This window comes from Streptomyces sp. NPDC085937 (assembly GCF_044540535.1).
In the GTDB taxonomy this organism is placed as follows: domain Bacteria; phylum Actinomycetota; class Actinomycetes; order Streptomycetales; family Streptomycetaceae; genus Streptomyces.
Window position 1 is genome coordinate 248,721 of sequence record NZ_JBITSH010000003.1, and the last position, 19,811, is coordinate 268,531.

The following is a 19,811-nucleotide window of genomic DNA, read 5'->3' on the forward strand; positions in this document are numbered from 1 at the left end:
TGGGCCCCGCCGGGTGGTACAGCCCCCCCCCCCCCCCCCCCCCACCCCCCCCCCCCCGGGGGGGGGCGGGGGGGCCCCCCCCGGGGGGCGGGGGGGGGGGGGGCCCCCGGGCCCGACGGCGGTCGGCAACGGTTCCCGGACGTCCCTGCCGCCAGGGGCCGGGACGGACTTACCGTCCTACTCGGGGAGCTCCGTCTCGTCCTCCACGACGTGCATGGCGGCCTCCTCCGCGCCCGCCGCACCGCCGTCGATGCCGACGTCGTCGGCGACGGACTCCTTGGTGACGTCGCTGTGGGCGCCCTCGTCGGGGGCGACCAGGCGTCCCGCGCGGTCCGTGCCCGCCTCCGCGTCGACGGGTTCGCCCTCGCCGCCGGGCAGGTCACCGACCCCGTCGCCGTCGGGCGTGGCCGGGTCCGGCACCTCCTGGGCCAGCCGCTCGTCGAGGGTCTCCCCGTCGTGCTGCTCGGCCGCCGTGATGCCGTGCTTGGTGACCCCCACCGCCTTCTCCGGCGGTGAGTAGCCCTCGTCGAGCATGTCGTCGTAGTCCCGCTCGTCGAGGGCGTCCTGCATGTCGAGCGGCGCGCCGTCCTCCTGCTGCTCGTTGTCCCCGGTGGGCTGGTAGACGTCGTCCCCCATCGGTTCGGAGCCCATGGCGTCCTCCCTGTCGCGCTGCTTCGGCGTATGCGGTCTCGTATGTGGGATCCGCGTTTCCCGTCAGGCGATCTCTAACCCCGTCAGCCGTCCTACCTGCGGAAAAAGCGGGCACACCCGGGGTGCGCGCCGCCTCATCCGCGCGGTGCGTCCACCGAACCGGGAGCGATGCGGATGTCGTAGTCCTCGACCCGGTGGACGGGCCAGGACCGGGCGTAGCGGGGCGGCAGGCTGCCGGTGCGGGTGATCTCGGCGACCGGCGTGTCCTTCGCGGTGCGCAGGATGCCGGCGACCGTGATGTTCTCGTTGTTCCCGGCGGTCGCACCGGAGGAGCAGCCCGTGTAGTAGCCGATGGGGATGGACTCGTGCCCGGTGATCAGGCAGGGCGGGTCGACGCCGAGCCGGTGCAGTCCGTCGGCCGTGCGGGCCCAGTCCTCGCGGCCGGCCGTGGAGCGGTCCACGGTGTGCACCAGAACGGTCAGCTGCACCACGAGGTGCCCCGCCAGTCCCAGCGCCACCACGGTCCGGACGGCCGGCCGCCACTTCCCGCGCGGCGCCGTGACCAGGTGCCACAGGGCGTCCGCGACGGGGATGGCGAGCAGCGCGTAGGCGGGCTGGAGGAAGCGGGGCGCCGCGTACTGGATGGTGAACAGGTACGGCACCGCCGCGGTCACGGCGCAGGCCAGCGGCACCGCGGTGCGCAGGGCACGGCCGGCCCGTACGGCGACGACCAGGCCGAGCACGGCGAGCAGCGGCAGCACGAACCACCACAGGGTGATCACCGGATGGGGCATCGACCCGGTGCAGGGACGGCACAGGGCACGTCCGCCCAGGCTGCGCAGCTGGTCGTCGACGGCCATGTGGAGGCCGAGGCCGCCCTGGATGCGGGAGGCCTCCGCCAGCCGCTCCGAGAGGCCGCCGAACGCCACGTACGCCTCGATCACCCAGGGCACGCCGCCGGCCAGGAGGCCGCCCACGGTGGCCGCGAGGAAGCGCGGGCGGCGGCCGACCGCGGCGAGCACGAGCAGCGGCAGCGCGACCCAGACCGCGTCGGTGGGCCGCATCCACGCCATGAGCGCGGCGCCCGCCACGACGGCCCAGAGCGGGCCGCGGGCCGCGGGGTCGTCACGGTGGTGCAGGTACGCGCCGACGGCGACCAGCGCGCCGATCGCCACCCAGTAGTTGGGCATGGCCTGCGGGCCGTAGAAGAGGGTCACCCAGAGGGAGGCGAAGAAGGCCCCGCCGACGACCAGGACGCGGGTCGGGAAGAGGCCGCGCCAGACGCGCAGGGCGAGGAACAGGCCGAGGCCGGAGACCACGGCGAGGTAGACGCGCAGCAGGGCGGTGGAGTCGGACCAGGACGCCACGGGCGCGACCAGGAAGGAGACGCCCCGGGAGCGGGGGGCGCTGAAGAACGCGGCGGGGTGGTGGGTGGTGACCTGGCTGGTGTAGACGATCTCGTCCCAGCCGAGGCCCAGCACGGGCCGCACCAGCGCGAGTTGGGCGACCGTGAAGACGGCGGCGAGCGCCGCGAGCGGCCACGCGCCGCGCAGGCGCCGCGGGCTGTCCGGGCGTGACCGCTCCTCGGGCCGCCGTGTCACGGTCGGCGGGGCGCCGGCGCCTTGGGTCATCGTCCGTCCTTCGTTGCCACGCGGCAGGGCCGCCGGGTCCCACGGTTCGTACGGACCACGGGACCCGGGCCCCGGGGAAGCCGGATGTCCGGGGATCATGGGCCAAGCTAACCCGGCCGACGCGATCGTGCAGACGGTACACGGCCAAACGTTCCCCTCCGGTGCCGGGGCGGCCCGGTCAGCGTGCGTGCGGGCGCCGGTGCGGGGGCTGTTCGGGCGACGTCCTCGGGGCGGGCACCGGGACCGGGCCCTCGACGGGGGCGTCCACGCGCACGGTGAGCTCACGGCCGTGGTGACGCAGCGTCAGCGGCGGTCCCGAACGCAGGCGGTACGTGGTCCGGTCGGCGGTGACCTCCACGTGCAGGCACCGTCCGAGGTGGCCCAGGGTGAAGGCCAGCCGGCGCAGTCCGGGCGGCAGCCGGGGGGCGAACCGGAGGCCGTCGCCGTCCCAGCGCATGCCGCCGAAGCCGGCGACCAGGGCGGTCCAGGCCCCGGCCAGGGAGGCGATGTGCAGCCCGTCGCGGGTGTTGCGCTCCAGGTCGGCGAGGTCCATGAGCGCGGCCTCGCCGGTGTAGGCGTGGGCCAGTTCCAGGTGTCCGGTGCGTGCGGCGAGGACGGCCTGGACGCAGGCGGACAGGGAGGAGTCGCGGACGGTCAGCGGCTCGTAGTAGGCGAAGTTGCGGGCGATCTGCTCCTCGTCGTGGCGCTCCTCGAACCAGTCGGCGCGGGTGTGCATCGCCAGCACCAGATCGGCCTGTTTGATCACCTGTTTGCGGTAGAGGTCGAAGTACGGGAAGTTCAGCATCAGCGGGTAGTGGTCGGCGCGGGTGCCGGAGAAGTCCCACCGCTGGTAGCGGGTGAAGCCCGCGTGCTGTTCGTGCACGCCGAGTTCCTCGTTGTAGGGCAGGTGCACCGCCTCGGCCGCGTCGCGCCAGCTCGCGCTCTCCTCCTCGTCGACGCCGAGGCCGGCCGCCCGGTCGGGGTGGCGTTTGCAGGCGTCGGCGGCGGCCAGCAGGTTCGCCCGGGCCATGAGGTTGGTGTACGTGTTGTCGTCGGCGACGGCGCTGTACTCGTCCGGCCCGGTGACCCCGTCGATGTGGAAGACGCCCCGGTCGTCGTGGTGGCCCAGGGAGCGCCACAGCCGGGCGGTCTCCACCAGCAGCTCCACACCGGTGTCGCGTTCGAAGCGTTCGTCGCCGGTGGCCTGGACGTACCGCACCACCGCGTCGGCGATGCCCGCGTTGACGTGGAAGGCGGCGGTGCCGGCCGGCCAGTACGCGGAGCCCTCCGAACCCTCGATGGTGCGCCAGGGGAACGCGGCCCCGCGCAGGCCGAGCTGCGCGGCGCGCTCGCGGGCGACGGGCAGCGTGCTCTGCCGCCAGCGCAGCGCCTCGGCGGCGGCCTCCGGCACCGTGCAGATCAGCAGGGGCAGCACGAACACCTCGGTGTCCCAGAAGGCGTGCCCGTCGTAGCCGGAGCCGGTCAGGCCCTTGGCCGGTATCGCCCGCTGTTCGGCGCGGGCGCCCGCCTGCAGCACATGGAACAGGGCGAAGCGCACGGCCTGCTGGATCTCCTCGTCGCCGTCGACCTCCACGTCGGCGCGGGCCCAGAACGCGTCGAGGTAGTCGCGCTGTTCGTCGAGGAGGCCCTGCCAGCCGCTGTGCGCGGCGGCGGCGAGCGCCGCCTCCACCTGGTCGCTCATCGCGGGCCGCGAGCGGGCTCCGGACCAGCCGTGCGCGACCAGCTTCTCCACCCGCAGCCGCTGTCCCGGTTCCAGAACGGAGGTGACCGTCAGCCGGGCCAGGTCGACGTTGCTCTCGCAGTCGGTGGTGGTGCGGTCGGGTCCGTCGACGACGTGGTCGGCGGCCACGGCGACCCGCAGTCCGCTGCGCCGGGTGCGGTGCAGCAGCCGCAGCCGGCGGCCCTGGGCGAAGTCCTCCTCCGGTTCCAGCGGGGACCGCAGGGCGCGGGCGGCGCGCGGGTCGCCGTCCGGGCCCGGCAGGGACTCGTTGGCGACGAGTTCGGACTGCAGCACCACGCGGGTGCGGCTGTCGACCGGCTCGACCTCGTAGGCGACGGCGGCGACGGCCCGCTGGGTGAGCGAGACCAGCCGGGTGGAGCGCACCCGGACGGTGGACCCGGCCGGGGAGGTCCACTCGCAGACCCGGGTCAGTGTCCCCCGGCGCAGGTCGAGGGTGCGTTCGTGGTGGACGAGGCGTCCGTAGCGCAGGTCGAACGGCTCGTCGTCGACCAGCAGCCGGATCACCTTGCCGTTGGTGACGTCGATGACGGTCTGCCCGGACTCGGGGTAGCCGTAGCCGGCCTCGGCGTAGGGCAGGGGGTGCAGTTCGTGGACGCCGTTGAGGTAGGAGCCGGGCAGGCCGTGGGGTTCGCCCTCGTCGAGGTTGCCGCGCCAGCCGACGTGGCCGTTGGACAGCGCGAACACCGACTCGCTCTGCGGCAGCCGCTCCAGGTCCAGGCCGCGTTCGCGGACCGTCCAGGGGTCGATGTCGTACCAGCGGTCGGTGCTCACCGTTCACCTCCGAGTTCGGCCAGGTCGGTGACGACCCGGTCGGCGCCGTGCGCGTACAGCGCGTCGGTCTGGCCCACGCGGTCCACGCCGACGACGAGACCGAAGCGACCCGCGCGTCCGGCGTCCATGCCCGCCAGCGCGTCCTCGAACACGGCCGCGTGCGCCGGCTCGACGCCGAGGTCGCGGGCGGCGGCCAGGAACGTGTCGGGCGCCGGCTTCCCGGGCAGTCCGCGCTCGGCGGCGACGACGCCGTCGATCCGTACGTCGAAGAGGGTCTCGGCGTCGATGGAGCGCAGCACGTCGCGGCAGTTGGCGCTGGACGAGACGACCGCGGTGCGCAGTCCGCTCGCGCGGACCGCGCGCAGGAAGCGCAGGGTGCTGTCGTAGGGCTCCACACCGTCGGTGCGGATCTTCTCCAGCAGCAGTTCGTTCTTGCGGTTGCCCAGACCGTGCACGGTGCCGGCGTCCGGCGGGTCGTCAGCACCGCCCTCGGGCAGCCGGATGCCGCGCGAGTCGAGGAAGGTGCGGACGCCGTCGGCGCGCGGCCGCCCGTCCACGAACGCGTCGTAGTCGGTGCCGGTGAAGGGCGTGAAGGCGGGGCCGTCCCGCTCGCGCAGGAAGGCGTCGAACATCTCCTTCCAGGCGGCGGCGTGCACCACGGCCGTCTTCGTGACGACGCCGTCGAGGTCGAAGAGGCACGCCTCGATGTGTTCGGGCAGACCGAGATCCGTCATACCCGACACCGTTCCCCGTACGGCGCCGGACAGTGAGTGGCGCGGGCCACACGGGTGGTGCGGCCCGCCGGGTGACACACTCTGCCGTGTGGCGCTGACCTTCGACGACCTCCTCCGCCGTGCCCGCGCCCTGCCCCGGGGCGGGCGGCGCGCGCTCCTCGGCATCGCCGGCAGCCCGGGCGCGGGCAAGTCCACACTCGCCGAGCGCCTGGTGCGGGAGCTGAACGGCGCCGGGGAGCCCTGGGTGGCGTGGGTGCCGATGGACGGCTTCCATCTCGCGGACGCCGAGCTGGACCGGCTCGGCCGCCGCGACCGCAAGGGCGCCCCCGACACCTTCGACGCGGCCGGGTACGCGGCCCTGCTGGGACGGATGCGCGAGGAGGGCGACGACGAGGTCGTGTACGCCCCCGGCTTCGAACGGGACCTGGAGCAGCCGCTGGCCGGCGCGATCCCCGTGCCGCCGGCCGCGCGTCTGGTGGTCACGGAGGGCAACTACCTGCTGCTCGGCACCGGCGCCTGGTCGCGGGTACGGCCGCTGCTCGACGAGGTGTGGTTCTGCGCGCCGGACGAGGAGGAGCGGCTGCGGCGGCTGATCGCCCGTCACGAACGGTTCGGCAAGAGCCATGAGGAGGCCGTCGCCTGGGTGGAGCGGTCCGACGAGCGCAACGCCGCACTGGTCGCGGCGACCCGGGACCGCGCCGACCTCGTCGTGCCGGAGTCGGCGGTGACGGCGGTGACGGCGGTGCGGTCGGTGCCGCCGGTGCGGGACTCGGGGAATACCGCGGCCGGCTGACGCGGAGCCGGACGCGTGGTGAGCGGGGCCTGCGGATCACCTGGACGGGCGTCGCGCGCGGCGGGACGGTGCGAGAGTGGGGCCATGAGTGGTCTCGTGGCGGCGGGGGCACCGGACGCGGTCGCCGTCGACGGCGCGGGCGGTGGCGGCGGGTCCCCGCTCCGGGGTGCGGTGCGGCGGTGGGGCGTCGTCGTCGCGGTGGTGCTGCTGCTGGGACAGATGGCGGTGGCGATGGTGACCACCGCCGTGCGGCAGACACCGACGATCGACGAACCCGTGTACGTGGGGACGGCCGCGGTCTATCTGCACGAGCACAGCCTGCGGTTCAACGCGGAGCATCCGCCGCTCGGCAAGCTGGTGATCGCCGCCGGGGTGGCGGTCGCCGATCCGCGTCCGGAGCGGGGATTCGACGGTGACCAGACCGAGTTGGGGCGCCGGCTGCTGTACGAGTCGGGCAACGACCCTTGGCGGGTGATGTTCTGGGCCCGGCTGCCGGTGATCGTCCTGACCCTGCTGTTCGGGCTGGTGGTGTTCACGTTCGCCCGCGAAGTGGCGGGCCGGGCGGGCGCGTTGGTCGCGCTCGGGTTGTACTGCCTCTCCCCCGACGTGATCGCCCACGGTTCCCTGGCCACGCTGGACGTCCCGGCCGCCGGGTTCGTGCTCACCTCGGTGTGGCTGCTGTGGCGCGCACGGCGTCGGCCGTATCCGTATGTGCCGTCGGCCGGTGCGGCGTTCGGGGCCGCCCTGGCCACGAAGATGAGTGTGCTGCCCGCGCTGCCGGTACTCGCGGTCCTGGCCGCCGTATCGGTGTGGTCGGCCGCTCCGGCCTCTCCCGGTGAGCGCAGGCGCCGGCTCGGCCGGGCGGCCGGCGGTGCCGTGGTGTTCGGGCTCATCGCGTGCGCCGCGGTGTGGGCCGCGTATCTGGCGGTCGATCCCCGACTGCGCTGGGGGCCGCCGCACCACGTCCCCGAGGTCGGCGGGCTGCGGGGGCTCGCCGTGCGGCTGCTCCCGCTTCCCGAGGCGTTCCGGGACGGCATGCGGATGCAGTTCGGCTTGGAGAACCTGCCCTGGCAGGGCTTCCTCTTCGGAGAGTTGTACACGGGGTCGCTCTGGTACTACCTGCCGGCGGCGCTGCTGGTGAAGACACCGCTGGGCGCGCTGGCCCTGTGGGCGGCGGGGTCGGCCGTCGTGACGGCACTGCGCCCGCTGCGGCCCGCCGCCCCGTATCTGCTGCTGACGCCCGCGGTGTTGCTGGCGGCGGCCATGTACGGGTCGCGGGACTTCGGCACCCGGTACGCCGTCGTCCTGCCGATGTTCCTCGCGGTGGCCGCCGGGTGCGTGGTGCGGGTGCGGTGGCGGTGGACGCGGGTGGTGACGGGCACGCTGGTGGCGTTCGTCGCCGTCAGCTCGCTACGGACGTTCCCCTACTATCTGCCGTACTCCAACGAGGCGTTCGGCGGGCCGGCGAAGACCCGGTTCCGGCTGCACGACTCCAACGTCGACTGGGGGCAGGACCTCGGCCGGCTCGCCGACCGGCTGGACGAGCGGTACCGGGGCGAGCGGATCTGGCTCGTGTACAAGGGGGCGGGCGTGCCCGCGTACTACGGGATCGACGCCGACGATCCGCGCCGGGCGGCGCCCGGGGACGTACGCGGGGTGCTCGTGGTGTCGGACTCCGCGGCGGCCAAGGCGACCGGGCGGCTGGCCGAACTCATCGACAGCAGCAGGCGGATCGACCAGGTGGGGCACTCGATCACGCTCTACCGGCGGTGAGGGCGCGCCCACCGCGCGTGCGCGGAGTCGCGGGTGACTCAGGAGTTCCGGGTGACTCAGCCGTCGGCCGGCTGGGCGGCGCGCCGGAAACCGACCGCGCTCACATGCCGCATGACCGTGCTGGCCACGCGGTAACGGCCGTTGGGCACCTCGGAGGAGCGGCGGACGTGCACGGTGAGCGGGCCCGCCCACTCGTAGCCCTGGCGGGCGGCGTGCCGGGCCAGACGGTCGGTGAGCACCTGCCCGACGCTGTCGCCCCGCCGGGTCAGCTCCTCGTGCACCGGGGCGGCCAGTTCCACGTCGTAGGCGTTGGGCACCATCACCCGTCCCGCGGTGCACACGACGGCGTTGCTGTCGCACTCGCGCCGCAGGGCGTCGACGAGTTCGAGCGGATCACGCCCGAACATCCGCGCCCAGAGCGCCTCCCATCGGTTCTCCAGTGCCTCTTCCAGCGTGCTGAGGGCGCTCATGCTGTCACCTGCCGAAACTCGGTCGCGTCGGGACGTGGGGACGGGACATGGGGACTGGTGCGGCGGGCATGGCGTTCGGACCAGGCCGCGCGGCCGGGGACCGGCGGGCCCCCGCGCCCGCGGCGTGATCCGAGCGGCATGCCCTACCGCTCCTCGTAGTCGTCGGGCCGGATCTCGGCCTCCTCCAGCGCCTCGCGCATGGTCCGGCCGGTGCCGCCCTGCGCCTGCGCGTCGCCCTCGGTCCGCTGCTCGAGGGTTTCGTCGGTGTCGTGGGTCTTCGGCCGGTTCTCCTCGGGGACGGTCATGTCCGCTGTGCTCCTCGTGATCTCAGGGGTTGTGCTCGTGTTCCGGTGCTGTCGAGCGTGGTCGCTGTGCAGCGCTGTGTCGGCGGGTTCCCTGAGCGGGCGGGGATATCCCCCGGCATCGGGGACGGGTCTCGCCCGGGGGTGCGGCTGCGGTGCGGACGTCGTTTCGGCCCGGGGAGGGTGGGGGCGGTGCGGAGGTGCCTCCGGCCGGGGACAGAGGCGGTGCGCTGGTGAGGTTCCGCCGGGAGGCGGGGGCGGCGCGCGGGTGCGTTCCGGCCGGGAGGCGGGGGCTGTAGGGGCGCCGATCGCAGGCGGGAAGCGAGGGCGATACGGGGGCCGGGAACACAAGGACGGCGGGGCCGGAGCGGGGTGGGTGACGAGGCTGGTCACCCGGGTGTGTGGGCTATGTTGAACCCTCGTGGGAGACGAAGGAGGCGCACCGGTGCCATCGCCGCAGCAGGCACGCGCACAGGCATCCGCGATCACCTCGGGAAAGGCGGGCCCGGACACGGAACTGTCCCCGACGGCCCAGCTCCGCACCCTCTTCGACCGGCCCCGGCTCTCCCCCGGCCAGCGGCGCATCGCCCAGTACCTCATCGAGCACATCACCGAGGCGGCGTTCCTGTCGATCACCGACCTCGCCGACCGGGTCGGGGTGAGCCAGCCGTCGGTGACCCGCTTCGCCTCCGCGGTCGGCTTCAGCGGCTACCCCGCGCTGCGGGAAAGGCTCCAGGCGATCACCCTCGGCACCCGCTCCGGCGGGCACGCCGAGGAGAACCGGGCGAACGAGTTGCAGGCCGCGGTCGACGCGGAGATCGAGAACCTGGAGAACCTGCGGCGGGACCTCGCCGACACCGACCGGGTCATCGACGTCGGACGCAAGCTGTCCTCGTCCGCCCCCCTCACCGTGCTGGGGCTGCGCATCTCCGTCTCCCTGGCCGAGTACTTCGCCTACGCCGCGCGCCGTATCCACCCGGACGTGCGGCTGGTGACGCTGGGCGGCAGCGTGGCCTACGACGCGCTGCTGCAGTCGCGGGAAGCGGGCGGCACCTGGGTGCTGGCCTTCTCCATGCCACGGCACGCGCAGGAGACCCTGACGGCGATCCGGGTGGCGCGCAGCGCCGGGCTGAAGGTCGCACTGATCACCGATCTGGCGCTCGGGCCGCTCGTGGACGAGGCGGACGTCACGTTCGCCACCGGCACCGGCTCCCGCCTGGTGTTCGACTCGTACGCCGCTCCCGGCGTGATGTGCGCGGCGCTGCTGCAGGCCATGACGGACGCCGATCCGGAGCGGACGCAGGCCCGGCTCGAGGACTACGAGCAGGTGGCCGACGAGCATCAGTTCTTTCTCCGGGACTGAGCCCGGACCGAACCCGGACCGAACCCGCACCGAGTCCGTACCCACCGGTCTTCGCCGTCACCCGCCCACTTCACAGCGGGCATGAATGTTTTCATACGTCTTGAAAACTGGTTGGCATATATAAATACTGCTCACGGATCACGGCCCGGCCGCTCCGGACCGCGTTCCGTCCACCGCACCCGCCCGCCCCTGGAGGCCGACGGTCCGCCATGCGCTGCACGCACCGACGCCGCGGTCCTGCACCGGTTTCCACCGGGCACCCGCGCGAACACCCGAAGCCGCCGGCTCCTACCCGCACCGGCGGTCCGGGTGTTCGGCCGGGCCTCCCCTGCCCGGCCACCCGTGGCGGTCCCGGTCTCCCCCTGGACCGGGGCCGCCCCACCCCGTCGCCCGCGCCGGCGACGCCGTACACCCGGAAGCGATGATCATGCCCCTGACGTCCACGCGCCTCAGTCCCGACTGGCCCTGCCAGGTCAAGGCCCCCGGGAGCTACGACTGGGAACGCTCGGCGGCCAAGTGGCTGCGCGAACTGGTACCGGCGCGGTACGCGAGCTACCCGGCGTTCATCCGGCACCCCGTCCTGCTGGCCCGGCATGCCCAGATCCAGGTCGAGCACGAGATCCGGGTGGCGCGCACCGCCCTGCAGACCGCCCGGGCCGACCTGCCCCGGCTGGGACTCCACGAGGGTGTGATCGAGCACACCATCAAGCTGTACGCCGCCGAGCTGATGCAGCTCCAGCACATCGCCCGCAGCGTGCGGGCGGTGACGCAAGCCTTGGACGAAAGCGGCCGCTGACCCACCCGCGGGCCCGTCCGGCCTCGCCGGGCCCGTTCCGGTCGGGCGTCCGCGGCCGGCGCCCCTACCGACGTGGCTCCCCAAGGGGGCGTGGTGACGCAGGTCGGTCCTGCGTGCGCCGCATGTGCGCCGCGAGGGACAGTGCGAGCCCGCCCCGTACGCGCCGCCCGAGGTGGGGCTGCTGGGGTTCGTGAGGTCGAGGGCGTACGCGTACGCCCTGTGTCCGGGCGGGGTGCCGAGATCCGGGCCCGGGCGGGAATCCGTAGGAACAAGCCGGTCAACGAACCAGCGCGGGTGTGCAATGCTCGGGGTGTGAAAAGCGATCGCCTTGCCCCGGTCGAGCCCGGAACAGTCCCGGACCTGGTCGAACTGGCCAGGGTCGTCGCCCAGCAGCGCGCGGAGATGGACCGGCTGCGGGGGCAGGCCGCCACGACGGTCGTCGTGGAGCGCGCCAAGGGCGTTGTGATGGCTTTGACGGGCTGTACCGCCGACGCCGCGGAGGAGACCCTGCACGGGCGTGCCAAGGCCGCCCGCCGCACCCTGCTGGAGGAGTGCTGGATCACCCTCGGCGCACGGACGCCCGCCCGGCCGGGCACCGACGCGGCCACCGGCGGCCCGGACTCCGGCGGCAAGGGCGCGGCGGCCTCGGCACCCCTGGACGCCCCGGCCCCCTTCTCGGCCCCCGCCGACGTCGCCGACGCCCTGGCCCGCCTCGGCCGCGCCCTGGTGCACGTGGACACGCACCAGACCCTCGCCCGGTGTCTGCTGGACCACCTCGCCCCGGAGCTGGACGCGGACTCGGTGATGATCTACGCCCGGCGGCCCGGAGGCGGTCTGGAACTGGTCGGGCACGCCGGCGTCGACGAGGGGCTGGCCGCCCGATGGCGTCAGGTCCCGCCGTTCAGCGGGGTCGCCGTGCTGGACGCCCTGCGCTCCGGTGAACCGTGCTGGCTGGAGAACTTCGCCGAGGACAGCACGCGGTACCTGCTGATCGGTGAGCCGCCCGAGCGCTGGCAGTCCCGGGTCTGGCTGCCGCTGGCGGGCGGCGACGGCTCCGACCTGTGCATCGGGGTGCTGCGCGGACGCCCCGGCACCTTCTCCCCGCGCGACCGCGCGCACCTGCACGCGATGATCCGGCTCTGCGCCGGACGCCTGCGCACCTTCACCGCCCCCACGGAGGCCGCCGACGACACTCACACGGACGCGGTCCAGGCGCTGTTCGCGGCCCTGCCCGTCCCGGCGATGCTGCTCACCCCGCTGGGCGGCGCGTCCGGCGACGTCGAGGACTTCCGCGTCGACGCCGCGACGGCCCAGGCCGCCGACCTCCTCGGCAGCCCTTCGGGCGAACCGACCGGACGGCGGCTGCGGGAGGTGCGGCCCGACCTGACCGACCTGCCGATGTGGCAGGGCTGCCTGGACACCCTGGCCGGCGCAGGGCCGTACGAGAGCGAGCCGTTCGCGCACCAGGAGACCGTGGACGGCGTCCTGGAGCTGGCCACCTACTCGGTGCGGGTGACGCGTCTGGAGGACGCGCTGGTCGTCACCTGGCTCCGGCACGCCTCCTCGGACCGGCAGGAGCAGCGGCTGGCCGAGCTGCAGCGGCTGGGCAACCTCGGCTGGGCCAACTGGAACCTCTCCAGGGACGAGGCGTCCTGGTCGGCGCAGGTCTTCGCGATCCTCGACCGGGATCCGGCGGACGGGCCGGTGCGGCTCGTCGACGTCCCCGCGCTCGCGCTGTCCGACGACCGGCCCTCACTCGAGGCGGCCGTCAAGGCGCTGCTGCGCGAGGGGCAGCCGTTCGACGCCTCGTTCCGGGTCCGCGGCGGACACGGCGTACGGCATCTGCGGCTCGTCACCGAGGTGGTGGCGGACTCGCACGGCACGCCCGTCGAGGTGCACGGGGTGGTGCAGGACCTGACCGCGCGGCGGCGGGCGGAGCTCGCCCTGGTGGAGAGCGAGCGGGCGATCCTCACCCAGCACGACGTGCTGCAGTCCGAGCGGGTCCTGGTGGCGCGGCTGCAGAACGCCCTGCTGCCGCTGCCCGACAAGGTGGTGAATCTGGCGGGGCTGCGTGTCGAGGTCGCCTATCTGCCCGCGCAGGCCGGCATCCATGTCGGCGGCGACTGGTTCAGCGCCATCGAACTGCCCGACGGGGACGCCCTGTTCGTCGTCGGGGACGTCGCGGGCCACGGCGTGGACGCCGTCGCCACGATGGCGCAGCTGCGGTTCACGGCGAAGGGCATGGTCAGCACCGGCTCGTCGCTGACCGGCGCGCTGGCCCGGCTCAACACGCTGCTGCTGCACTCCCGGGACGCCCACGGCACCGCGACGATGGTCCTGGCCCGCTATCACGCGGCGGACCGGCGCCTGGTCTGGGCCCAGGCGGGCCACACCCCGCCGCTGCTGCTGCGCGGGGGCGAGGCGACGTACCTGCCGCGGCCGCCGGGCATGCTGCTCGGCGCCACCAACGCCCCGTACTTCGAGGAGAGCGAGTACCTCCTCGAACCGGGCGACCGGCTGATGCTGTACACGGACGGTCTGGTCGAGCGCCCGCCCGAGAACATCGACGTGGGCCTGGCCCGCCTCGCGGACGCCGCGCTCACCCACCCCGCCGACGGCGCCGGCGCCCTCGGGACGCTGCTGGACGCGATGCTGGAGGAGGAACGCCGGGACGACGTGTGCGTCCTGGACATCCGCGTACCGCAGGACTTCTAGCCCCCCGCGGGGAACAGCCTCGGGGGGTCATGGGCCGCCCGTGTGGGTTTCCAGGGCCCGGCGGGTGTCGTCGCCGTAGACGCCGGTCTCGTCGCCGCGGACGCCGTACCAGAGCTGGAAGCGGGCGACCGCCTCGGCGAGGGTGGTGTCGTAGCGGCCGTCCGTGGTGCCGTCGCGGTAGACGTCCGGGACGCGCAGCAGCCGTTCCTGGAGGGCCGCCACCTCGGGTCCCGTGTCGCCCTCGCGGAGGAAGCCCGCCTCCGCCGGGCTCGGCGGGGCGGCCGGTGCGGGGACGCCGGTCGTGGGGCCGGTCGTAGCCGGGGCGCCCGGTGCCGCGTTGTCGTCGGGCGGGGGCTGGGTGAACAGGAGCGCGCCCCCGAAGCCGGCCAGCGCGGCGACGCCCACCACGAGGGCCGGTGCGGCGCGGCGCCACCGGGACGGGCGGGCGGGGGCCGGTGGTGGGCCGGCGGGCACCGGCGGGAGTTCGCGGGTGACCTCCTCGGACCCCTCCGGCGGCAGAGGGGGCGCCACCTCTCCGTCGTCGTCGCCCCGCTCGAAGTCCCGGAACAGTTCCGCGAGGGCGTCGGTGCGGCGCGGGCGCAGCACGCGGACGGGTTCGAGGGGTGGTCCGTCAGGGGACCCGGGCCCCTGCGCTGTCGTCACGTCGCTCTCCTTCCGTACCGGCCGGTGGAGTCGATCCGTCCACGGCAGGAGGTACGTGCGCGGGGCCCCGCCGGTTCAGCTCCGGGGGCCGGCGGCCTGGCGCAGGAAGTCGCGCAGGGAGGCGGACAGCGCGGTGACGAACACGTCGCGCCGCGCGTCGTCGAGGACGTCGAGGGAGAGGTACGGGTTGAGGTCCTCCAGCTCGACCAGCAGCAGTTCCCCGCCGGGCGCGCGACAGGCGTCGACCCGCTGGATGCCGTGGTCGAGGGTGTTCCACTCGATGAAGCGCCGGGCGAAGTCCAGGTCGTCCGCGGTCGGCCGGTACGGCTCGAGCTGCCAGCGCCGCGCGGGGTCGGGCGCGTGGAGGGCGTACTGGAAGGAGTGGTCGACGAAGTAGAAGGAGACCTCGTACACGAAGTCGATGTACGGCTGCACCAGGAGGTCGCCGCCGGCCGGGGCGGTCACCTCGCCGGGCGGGACGACGCGCAGTCCGTGGGAGTCGGCGCCGAGCCGGGGCTTGACGACGTACCGCTCGGCGCGGGGCAGCCGGTGCAGGTCCTCCGGCCGCCCGACCGTGGGGATCACCGGGAAGCCGGCCTCGGTGAGGTCCAGCAGGTACTGCTTGCCCGCCATGTCCCCGCGGCCGGTGAGCGGGTTGTAGACCGGGGTGCCTGTCGCGACGGCGTGCGCGCGGAACTCCTCGTAGGCGTCCAGGTATCCCAGCACCGGCCCGCTGTTGCGCACCACGACGCCGTCGAACCCGCCCATCAGGGCGACGGCGTCCCGGGGGTGGCACAGGGCGAGGTCCATGTCCGCGCGCAGCCGGGAGGTGAGGAAGATGTCCTCGTCGCAGTAACGGCGCCCACGGGCCGGGTAGGCCAGGTCGCTGACGTACAGGATCCGCGGGCGGACGGACGGCATGGGGGCTCCCCGGGGCTACGGTGACCCGCGCATGAGTGGCACGGATGTGCGGCTCATCATGACGGGTGCCGGCCGTCCCCCGATCACCGGAGGGCCGCTTCGGCGGGCGGTGTCAGTGCACGGTGGGCGGTGTCAGTGCACGGTGGGCGGTGTCAGTGCACGGTGGGCGGTGTCAGTGCACGGTGGGGCGGTAGACGCATTCCTGGATGCGGTCGTCCAGGGTGCGGCACTCGATCAGTTCCAGGTCGAAGTCGGCCGCGCCCTCGAAGACGCGGTCCAGGCCGGTACGGCCGGTGATCACCGGGAAGATCGTCACCTGGAGGCGGTCGACCAGGCCGGCCGCCATCAGGGCGCGGTTCATCGACAGGCTTCCGTGCGAGCGCAGTGGCACGTCGGACTCCTCCTTGAGGCGGGCCACGACGTTCACGGCGTCGCCCCTGACCACCGTGGCGTCCGGCCAGTCGAGCGGTTCCTGGAGGGTGTTCGAGACCACCGTCGCCGGCAGGGCGCGCATCCGGGTGACCCAGGGGTCGCGTACGTCCGACTCCTCGGTGCTCGTGGACAGCATCTGGGCGAAGGCCCGGTAGGTGTGGGCGCCCATGACCATCCGCTGTTCCCCCGCGTACTGGGCGAGGCGGTGGTCGAGCAGTTCCGGGCCCTGCTTGCCCCAGTAGCCGGTCCAGTCGCCGCCCGCGCCTCCGTATCCGTCGAGGCTGGAGAAGACGTCGAAGGTGTAGGTGGCGGTCATGGCGGGCTCCTCGGGGTGTGCGTCGGCGTGGAGGCGAGAGCGGACGGGCGGAGTGCCGGTCATGCAGAAAGGACTCCGCCGGCGTGCCCGGCTCATCGCCTCGTCAGCCACCGTTCCTCAGGTGTTCCGCCCCCGCACGTCAGAGGGCGATCCGCGCCGCCACCGGGAGGTGGTCGCTGCGGGTCGGGGGCAGGGTCCAGGCCGATGTGGCCCGCACTCCCCCGACGAGGATCTGGTCGATCCGGACCACCGGGAAACCGGACGGCCAGGTGAAGCCGAATCCCGCGCCCGACGTGGTCTGCGCCGAGGCGAAACGGGAGGTCAGGGGGCGTAGTGCCCGGTCGTCGGCGGAGCCGTTGAAGTCTCCCAGCACCACGGCCCGGGAGGCGTCCTCCGCCCGGATGAAGCCGGTCAGCCGGGCGAGCGCCGCGTCACGGGCGCGCGTGGTGAATCCGGCCGCCGGGCTCACCCGCACCGACGGCAGGTGTGCCACGTACACGGCGAGCGGGCCCCGGGGCGTCTGTGCCGTGGCGCGCAGGGCGCGGGACCACGGCATGATCGGCAGGCTGCGCGCGTCGTGCAGGGGGAAGACGCTCCAGATGCCGACCGTTCCCTCGAAGAAGTGGTAGCGGTAGGCGGGCGCCAGGGCCCGTTCGTAGACGGGTGCCGTCTCCGGGCTCAGCTCCTCCAGCGCCAGGATGTCCGCGTGGGCGGAGGCCAGTTGGCGTGCCGTGCCCTCCGGGTCGGGGTTGTCCTGGTTGACGTTGTGGCTGACGACGGTGAGGTCGCCGCCGGCGGCGGACTTGTCGGTGAGCGTGCTGCCGAAGACCGTCAGCCACACGGCGAGCGGCAGGGCCGCGGCGGCCAGGGCCGTACGGGAGCGGCGCAGCAGGGCCGCGGCCGGCAGCAGGGGGAGCGCGAGCGCCGTCCAGGGGAGCAGGGTGTCGGTCAGGCTGCCCAGGTGGCCGGGGCCGTCGGGCCGCAGACCGGGGCATGCGAGGAGCGCGGCGAGGAGGACGGCGCAGGCGGTCGTCAGCGTGCCTCGGCGACGCCGTCCGCGGGGCGGCCGGGGCTCGGCGGTCGTCCGGGGCCGGTCCGGGGCAGGGGTGAGGGTCATCGCCGTTCAGCCCTCGGTCCGTACCGGCAGCAGCCGGCCGCGGAGGCCGTCGACCAGGGCGTGGGCGGCCTCCAGGGCGGCTGTCAGCCCCTCGCCGGGGGTGGTGTTCGCCCGTTGGTGCAGCACCGCGCCGAGGAGGAGGCGGGTGCGGTCGCCGGTGTGGATCTCCGACGCCCACAGGAGGTTGCCGCCCGCCGGGGTGCTGGATCCGGTCTTGAGGCCGACGACGCCCGACGTGCCGAGCAGCGTGTTGCTGTTGCTCACCCTGCCGACGCCGGGGACGGTGGCCTCGCGGGACGCCACGATCTCGCGCAGGACGGGGTTCCGCATCGCCCGGCGGGCGAGTTTCAGCTGGTCGGCGGCCGTGCTGGTGGTCGTCGCCTCGATGCCGCTGGCGCCCGTGTAGGTCGTGTCGTGCATGCCCAGCTCGTCCGCGGCGCGTTGCATCCTCCGCACGAACGCCTCCTGGCTCCCTGCGTCCCAGCGCGCCAGCAGGCGGGCGATGTTGTTCGCCGAGGGGAGCAGCAGCAGTTCCAGCAGGTCCCGCTCGGTGTGGCGGTCGCCGGCCGTGACGACGGCGGTGGACTCGTCGCCCACGCCGGCCTCGTACGCGGCCTCCCGGTCCACCTCGATCCAGAGGCCCTCCTCGCCGGGGCGCAGCGGGTGGTCGGTGAGGACGACGTAGGCGGTCATCACCTTGGTGAGGCTCGCGATCGGTACGGGCCGTTGCGTGCCGCGCGTCACCACCGGGCCGGTGCCCTCCAGGGCCACGGCGGTCTGGCCCTCCCCCGGCCACGGGATGCCGCCGTCGTCGGCGATCTCCTCGAGGCCGCCCTCCGGCATCGCGGGGGCGGTGTCCCGTCCGGCGGAACCGCCCGCCCCGCTGAGACCGGCCGGGAACAGGGCGAACAGGACGACCAGCGCCGTCAGGCCGGTCATGACGAGCAGTGTGCCCCTTGAGCGGTTGCGGGGGACGGGGAACAGGGACATGCGGGGTGCCACCTCCGGGCTGACGTACGGCGGGTACGGCAGCAAGGCTGCGGGGGTGGTGCGTCCGGAGGACGGGCGCCGAAGCACCGGCGGCGCTCGGTGACACGTCGGTTGTGTATCAAGGGCGGGCGGCAGGCACCCGGGTGGAGACACCGGGCGGGCGGCGGGCCTCCCCGGGGGGGGCACGGCAGGGGGCGAGCACCCCTAAGGGCGGCCATCAGGCGGCGGGCGTCCCGGGAGGGGGGGAGACGACCGGCAGGCGGCCGGCGTCCCGCAGGCGTCCCTGGGGGCGGCCGGCAGGCCGCGGGCATCCGGGGGCGACCCGCGAAGCGGCGGGCCGCGGACCGCCGCGTCGGTCATCGGCCGGGCGGCGTGACTCCGTCCGGCAGACGCAGTTCCGCCACCGCTCCCCCGTCCGCCGGGTGGTTGCGGAGGTCGAGCCGGGCGCCGATCACCTTCGCCTGGCCTCGGGCGATCGTCAGGCCCAGCCCGTGTCCCCGGCCCCGCTGCTCCGCTCCCGTGCGGAACCGCTGGGGGCCGTGGGCCAGGAGGTCCGCCGGGAAGCCGGGGCCGTGGTCGCGCACCGTGACCGTCAGGCCGGAGACCGTGATCTCCACGGGCCCGGCACCGTGCCGGTGGGCGTTGACCACCAGATTGGTGACGATGCGGTCCAGCCGGCGCGGGTCCGTCTCGGCGGCCGGCGCGCCGGTCGCGGTGACCGTCGCCGGGAGGCCGGTCCGGGCCACCGACTCCTCGACCAGTTCGGCGAGGGCCACCCGCCGGGGCTGGACGTGTTCGGCGCCCGCGTCGAGGCGGGAGATCTCCAGCAGGTCCTCGACGAGGTCGCGCAGCACCCGCACCCGGTCCCGCACCAGCTCCGTCGCCTCTCCCTCGGGGAGGAGCCCCGCCGAGGTGACCAGGCCCATCAGCGGGGTGCGCAGTTCGTGGGCGACGTCGGCGGTGAACCGCTGCTCGCTGACGATGCGTTCGCGCAGGCTGTCGGCCATGGAGTCGACCGTGGCCGCGATCTCGGTGATCTCGTCGCCGCCCCGCCGGCCCATCCCGGTACGCGCCTCCAGATCGCCCGCCGTGATGCTGCGCGCCGTGCGGGCCACCCGGCGCAGCCGTCTGGCCGGAAGCTCCGTGGCGAGGGCCGTCGCCGGGATGACGACGGCGAGGGTGACCAGCGAGTACTTCCACAGGTGCCGGTCCAGGGCCTGCCGGGTGAGGAGGTCCGCGGTCATGTCGGTCTTGAGGGCGTGGAGCTGCCCGTCCTTGCGTTCGGCGGCCCAGTAGACGGGCGCGGGCGGGCCGTCCTCGTAGAGGGTGCCGCTGCCGTGCCGTTCGACCTGGCGCAGCAGGGACTCCGGGAGTTCGCCCGGGGTCGCCAGGGGTGGTGCCTGGCCGGTGCGGCGGGCGTCCTGTTCCGCCCGGTGGAGCTGGTCGGCGGCTCTGAGGGCTCCCTCGTGCATCGACCGGGCCAGCGTCGACTCGTGCACCAGCACCCCGACGGTGAGGGCCATGGTGGCGCAGGCGACGCCCACCAGCAGGATGATCTTCCAGTGCAGGGAGCGCAGGTTGAGCAGCGCCCGTACGATCGGCATGTCCGGC

General features: G+C 74.2%; 17 protein-coding genes. 5 read left to right on the forward strand and 12 right to left on the reverse strand.

The features are described from left to right. Window positions 1-177 precede the first annotated feature (177 nt). The 4 genes from ACIF8S_RS08175 to ACIF8S_RS08190 form a co-directional block, all read right to left on the reverse strand. Window positions 178-651, reverse strand: coding sequence for a DUF5709 domain-containing protein (locus tag ACIF8S_RS08175; RefSeq protein WP_399998062.1), 474 nt, complete (start codon window positions 649-651; stop codon window positions 178-180). 134 nt (window positions 652-785) lie between these two features. Further along, on the reverse strand, window positions 786-2,282 hold the full coding sequence (locus ACIF8S_RS08180) for a hypothetical protein (protein WP_399998063.1): 1,497 nt from the start codon (window positions 2,280-2,282) through the stop codon (window positions 786-788). A gap of 178 nt (window positions 2,283-2,460) precedes the next feature. Further along, on the reverse strand, window positions 2,461-4,815 hold the full coding sequence (locus tag ACIF8S_RS08185; RefSeq protein WP_399998064.1) for a glycoside hydrolase family 65 protein: 2,355 nt from the start codon (window positions 4,813-4,815) through the stop codon (window positions 2,461-2,463). Beyond that, window positions 4,812-5,549: an HAD family hydrolase gene (locus ACIF8S_RS08190; RefSeq protein ID WP_399998065.1), complete on the reverse strand. Its 738-nt coding sequence runs from the start codon at window positions 5,547-5,549 to the stop codon at window positions 4,812-4,814. The genes ACIF8S_RS08185 and ACIF8S_RS08190 overlap by 4 nt, the downstream gene beginning before the upstream one ends. Before the next feature lie 88 nt (window positions 5,550-5,637). Here ACIF8S_RS08190 and ACIF8S_RS08195 point away from each other — a divergent pair, with 88 nt between their 5' ends. Next, on the forward strand, window positions 5,638-6,342 hold the full coding sequence (locus tag ACIF8S_RS08195) for a nucleoside/nucleotide kinase family protein (protein WP_399998067.1): 705 nt from the start codon (window positions 5,638-5,640) through the stop codon (window positions 6,340-6,342). Between the two features lie 219 nt (window positions 6,343-6,561). Then, entirely contained in the window at window positions 6,562-8,115 is a 1,554-nt protein-coding gene (locus ACIF8S_RS08200) for an ArnT family glycosyltransferase (RefSeq protein WP_399998476.1), read from the forward strand. Between the two features lie 56 nt (window positions 8,116-8,171). On the opposite strand, the gene ACIF8S_RS08205 is transcribed toward ACIF8S_RS08200, so the two are convergent. Both ACIF8S_RS08205 and ACIF8S_RS08210 read right to left on the reverse strand, forming a co-directional pair. Then, a complete protein-coding gene (locus ACIF8S_RS08205; RefSeq protein ID WP_349794748.1) occupies window positions 8,172-8,585 on the reverse strand; it encodes a DUF3662 domain-containing protein in 414 nt (137 codons plus the stop codon). Window positions 8,586-8,728: 143 nt separating this feature from the next. After that, window positions 8,729-8,890 (reverse strand): hypothetical protein, encoded by a 162-nt coding sequence (locus tag ACIF8S_RS08210; RefSeq protein ID WP_199785308.1) that lies wholly within the window; start codon window positions 8,888-8,890, stop codon window positions 8,729-8,731. A gap of 442 nt (window positions 8,891-9,332) precedes the next feature. On the opposite strand from ACIF8S_RS08210, the gene ACIF8S_RS08215 reads away from it, so the two are divergent. The 3 genes from ACIF8S_RS08215 to ACIF8S_RS08225 all read left to right on the forward strand — a co-directional run bounded on the left by ACIF8S_RS08215 (window position 9,333) and on the right by ACIF8S_RS08225 (window position 13,761). Then, on the forward strand, window positions 9,333-10,250 hold the full coding sequence (locus ACIF8S_RS08215; protein WP_349794747.1) for a MurR/RpiR family transcriptional regulator: 918 nt from the start codon (window positions 9,333-9,335) through the stop codon (window positions 10,248-10,250). 421 nt (window positions 10,251-10,671) lie between these two features. Continuing rightward, entirely contained in the window at window positions 10,672-11,046 is a 375-nt protein-coding gene (locus ACIF8S_RS08220; protein ID WP_399998069.1) for a hypothetical protein, read from the forward strand. A gap of 312 nt (window positions 11,047-11,358) precedes the next feature. Next, complete coding sequence (locus tag ACIF8S_RS08225) at window positions 11,359-13,761, forward strand: SpoIIE family protein phosphatase (RefSeq protein WP_399998071.1); 2,403 nt, start codon at window positions 11,359-11,361, stop codon at window positions 13,759-13,761. A gap of 27 nt (window positions 13,762-13,788) precedes the next feature. Here ACIF8S_RS08225 and ACIF8S_RS08230 read toward each other — a convergent pair whose 3' ends face one another. From ACIF8S_RS08230 to ACIF8S_RS08255, 6 genes are all read right to left on the reverse strand, one after another. Then, window positions 13,789-14,424, reverse strand: a complete 636-nt coding sequence (locus ACIF8S_RS08230; RefSeq protein WP_399998072.1) for a peptidoglycan-binding protein — start codon at window positions 14,422-14,424, stop codon at window positions 13,789-13,791. A 75-nt stretch (window positions 14,425-14,499) separates the two neighbouring features. Beyond that, window positions 14,500-15,345 carry a hypothetical protein gene (locus tag ACIF8S_RS08235; protein WP_399998074.1) on the reverse strand — a complete coding sequence of 282 codons (846 nt, stop codon included), beginning with the start codon at window positions 15,343-15,345 and terminating at the stop codon, window positions 14,500-14,502. 172 nt (window positions 15,346-15,517) lie between these two features. Continuing rightward, complete coding sequence (locus ACIF8S_RS08240) at window positions 15,518-16,093, reverse strand: dihydrofolate reductase family protein (RefSeq protein ID WP_399998076.1); 576 nt, start codon at window positions 16,091-16,093, stop codon at window positions 15,518-15,520. A gap of 139 nt (window positions 16,094-16,232) precedes the next feature. Then, window positions 16,233-17,210, reverse strand: a complete 978-nt coding sequence (locus ACIF8S_RS08245) for an endonuclease/exonuclease/phosphatase family protein (RefSeq protein ID WP_399998077.1) — start codon at window positions 17,208-17,210, stop codon at window positions 16,233-16,235. Window positions 17,211-17,216: 6 nt separating this feature from the next. Next, window positions 17,217-18,149 (reverse strand): D-alanyl-D-alanine carboxypeptidase family protein, encoded by a 933-nt coding sequence (locus tag ACIF8S_RS08250; protein WP_399998078.1) that lies wholly within the window; start codon window positions 18,147-18,149, stop codon window positions 17,217-17,219. A 407-nt stretch (window positions 18,150-18,556) separates the two neighbouring features. Then, complete coding sequence (locus ACIF8S_RS08255) at window positions 18,557-19,804, reverse strand: ATP-binding protein (protein ID WP_399998080.1); 1,248 nt, start codon at window positions 19,802-19,804, stop codon at window positions 18,557-18,559. Window positions 19,805-19,811: the final 7 nt, after the last annotated feature.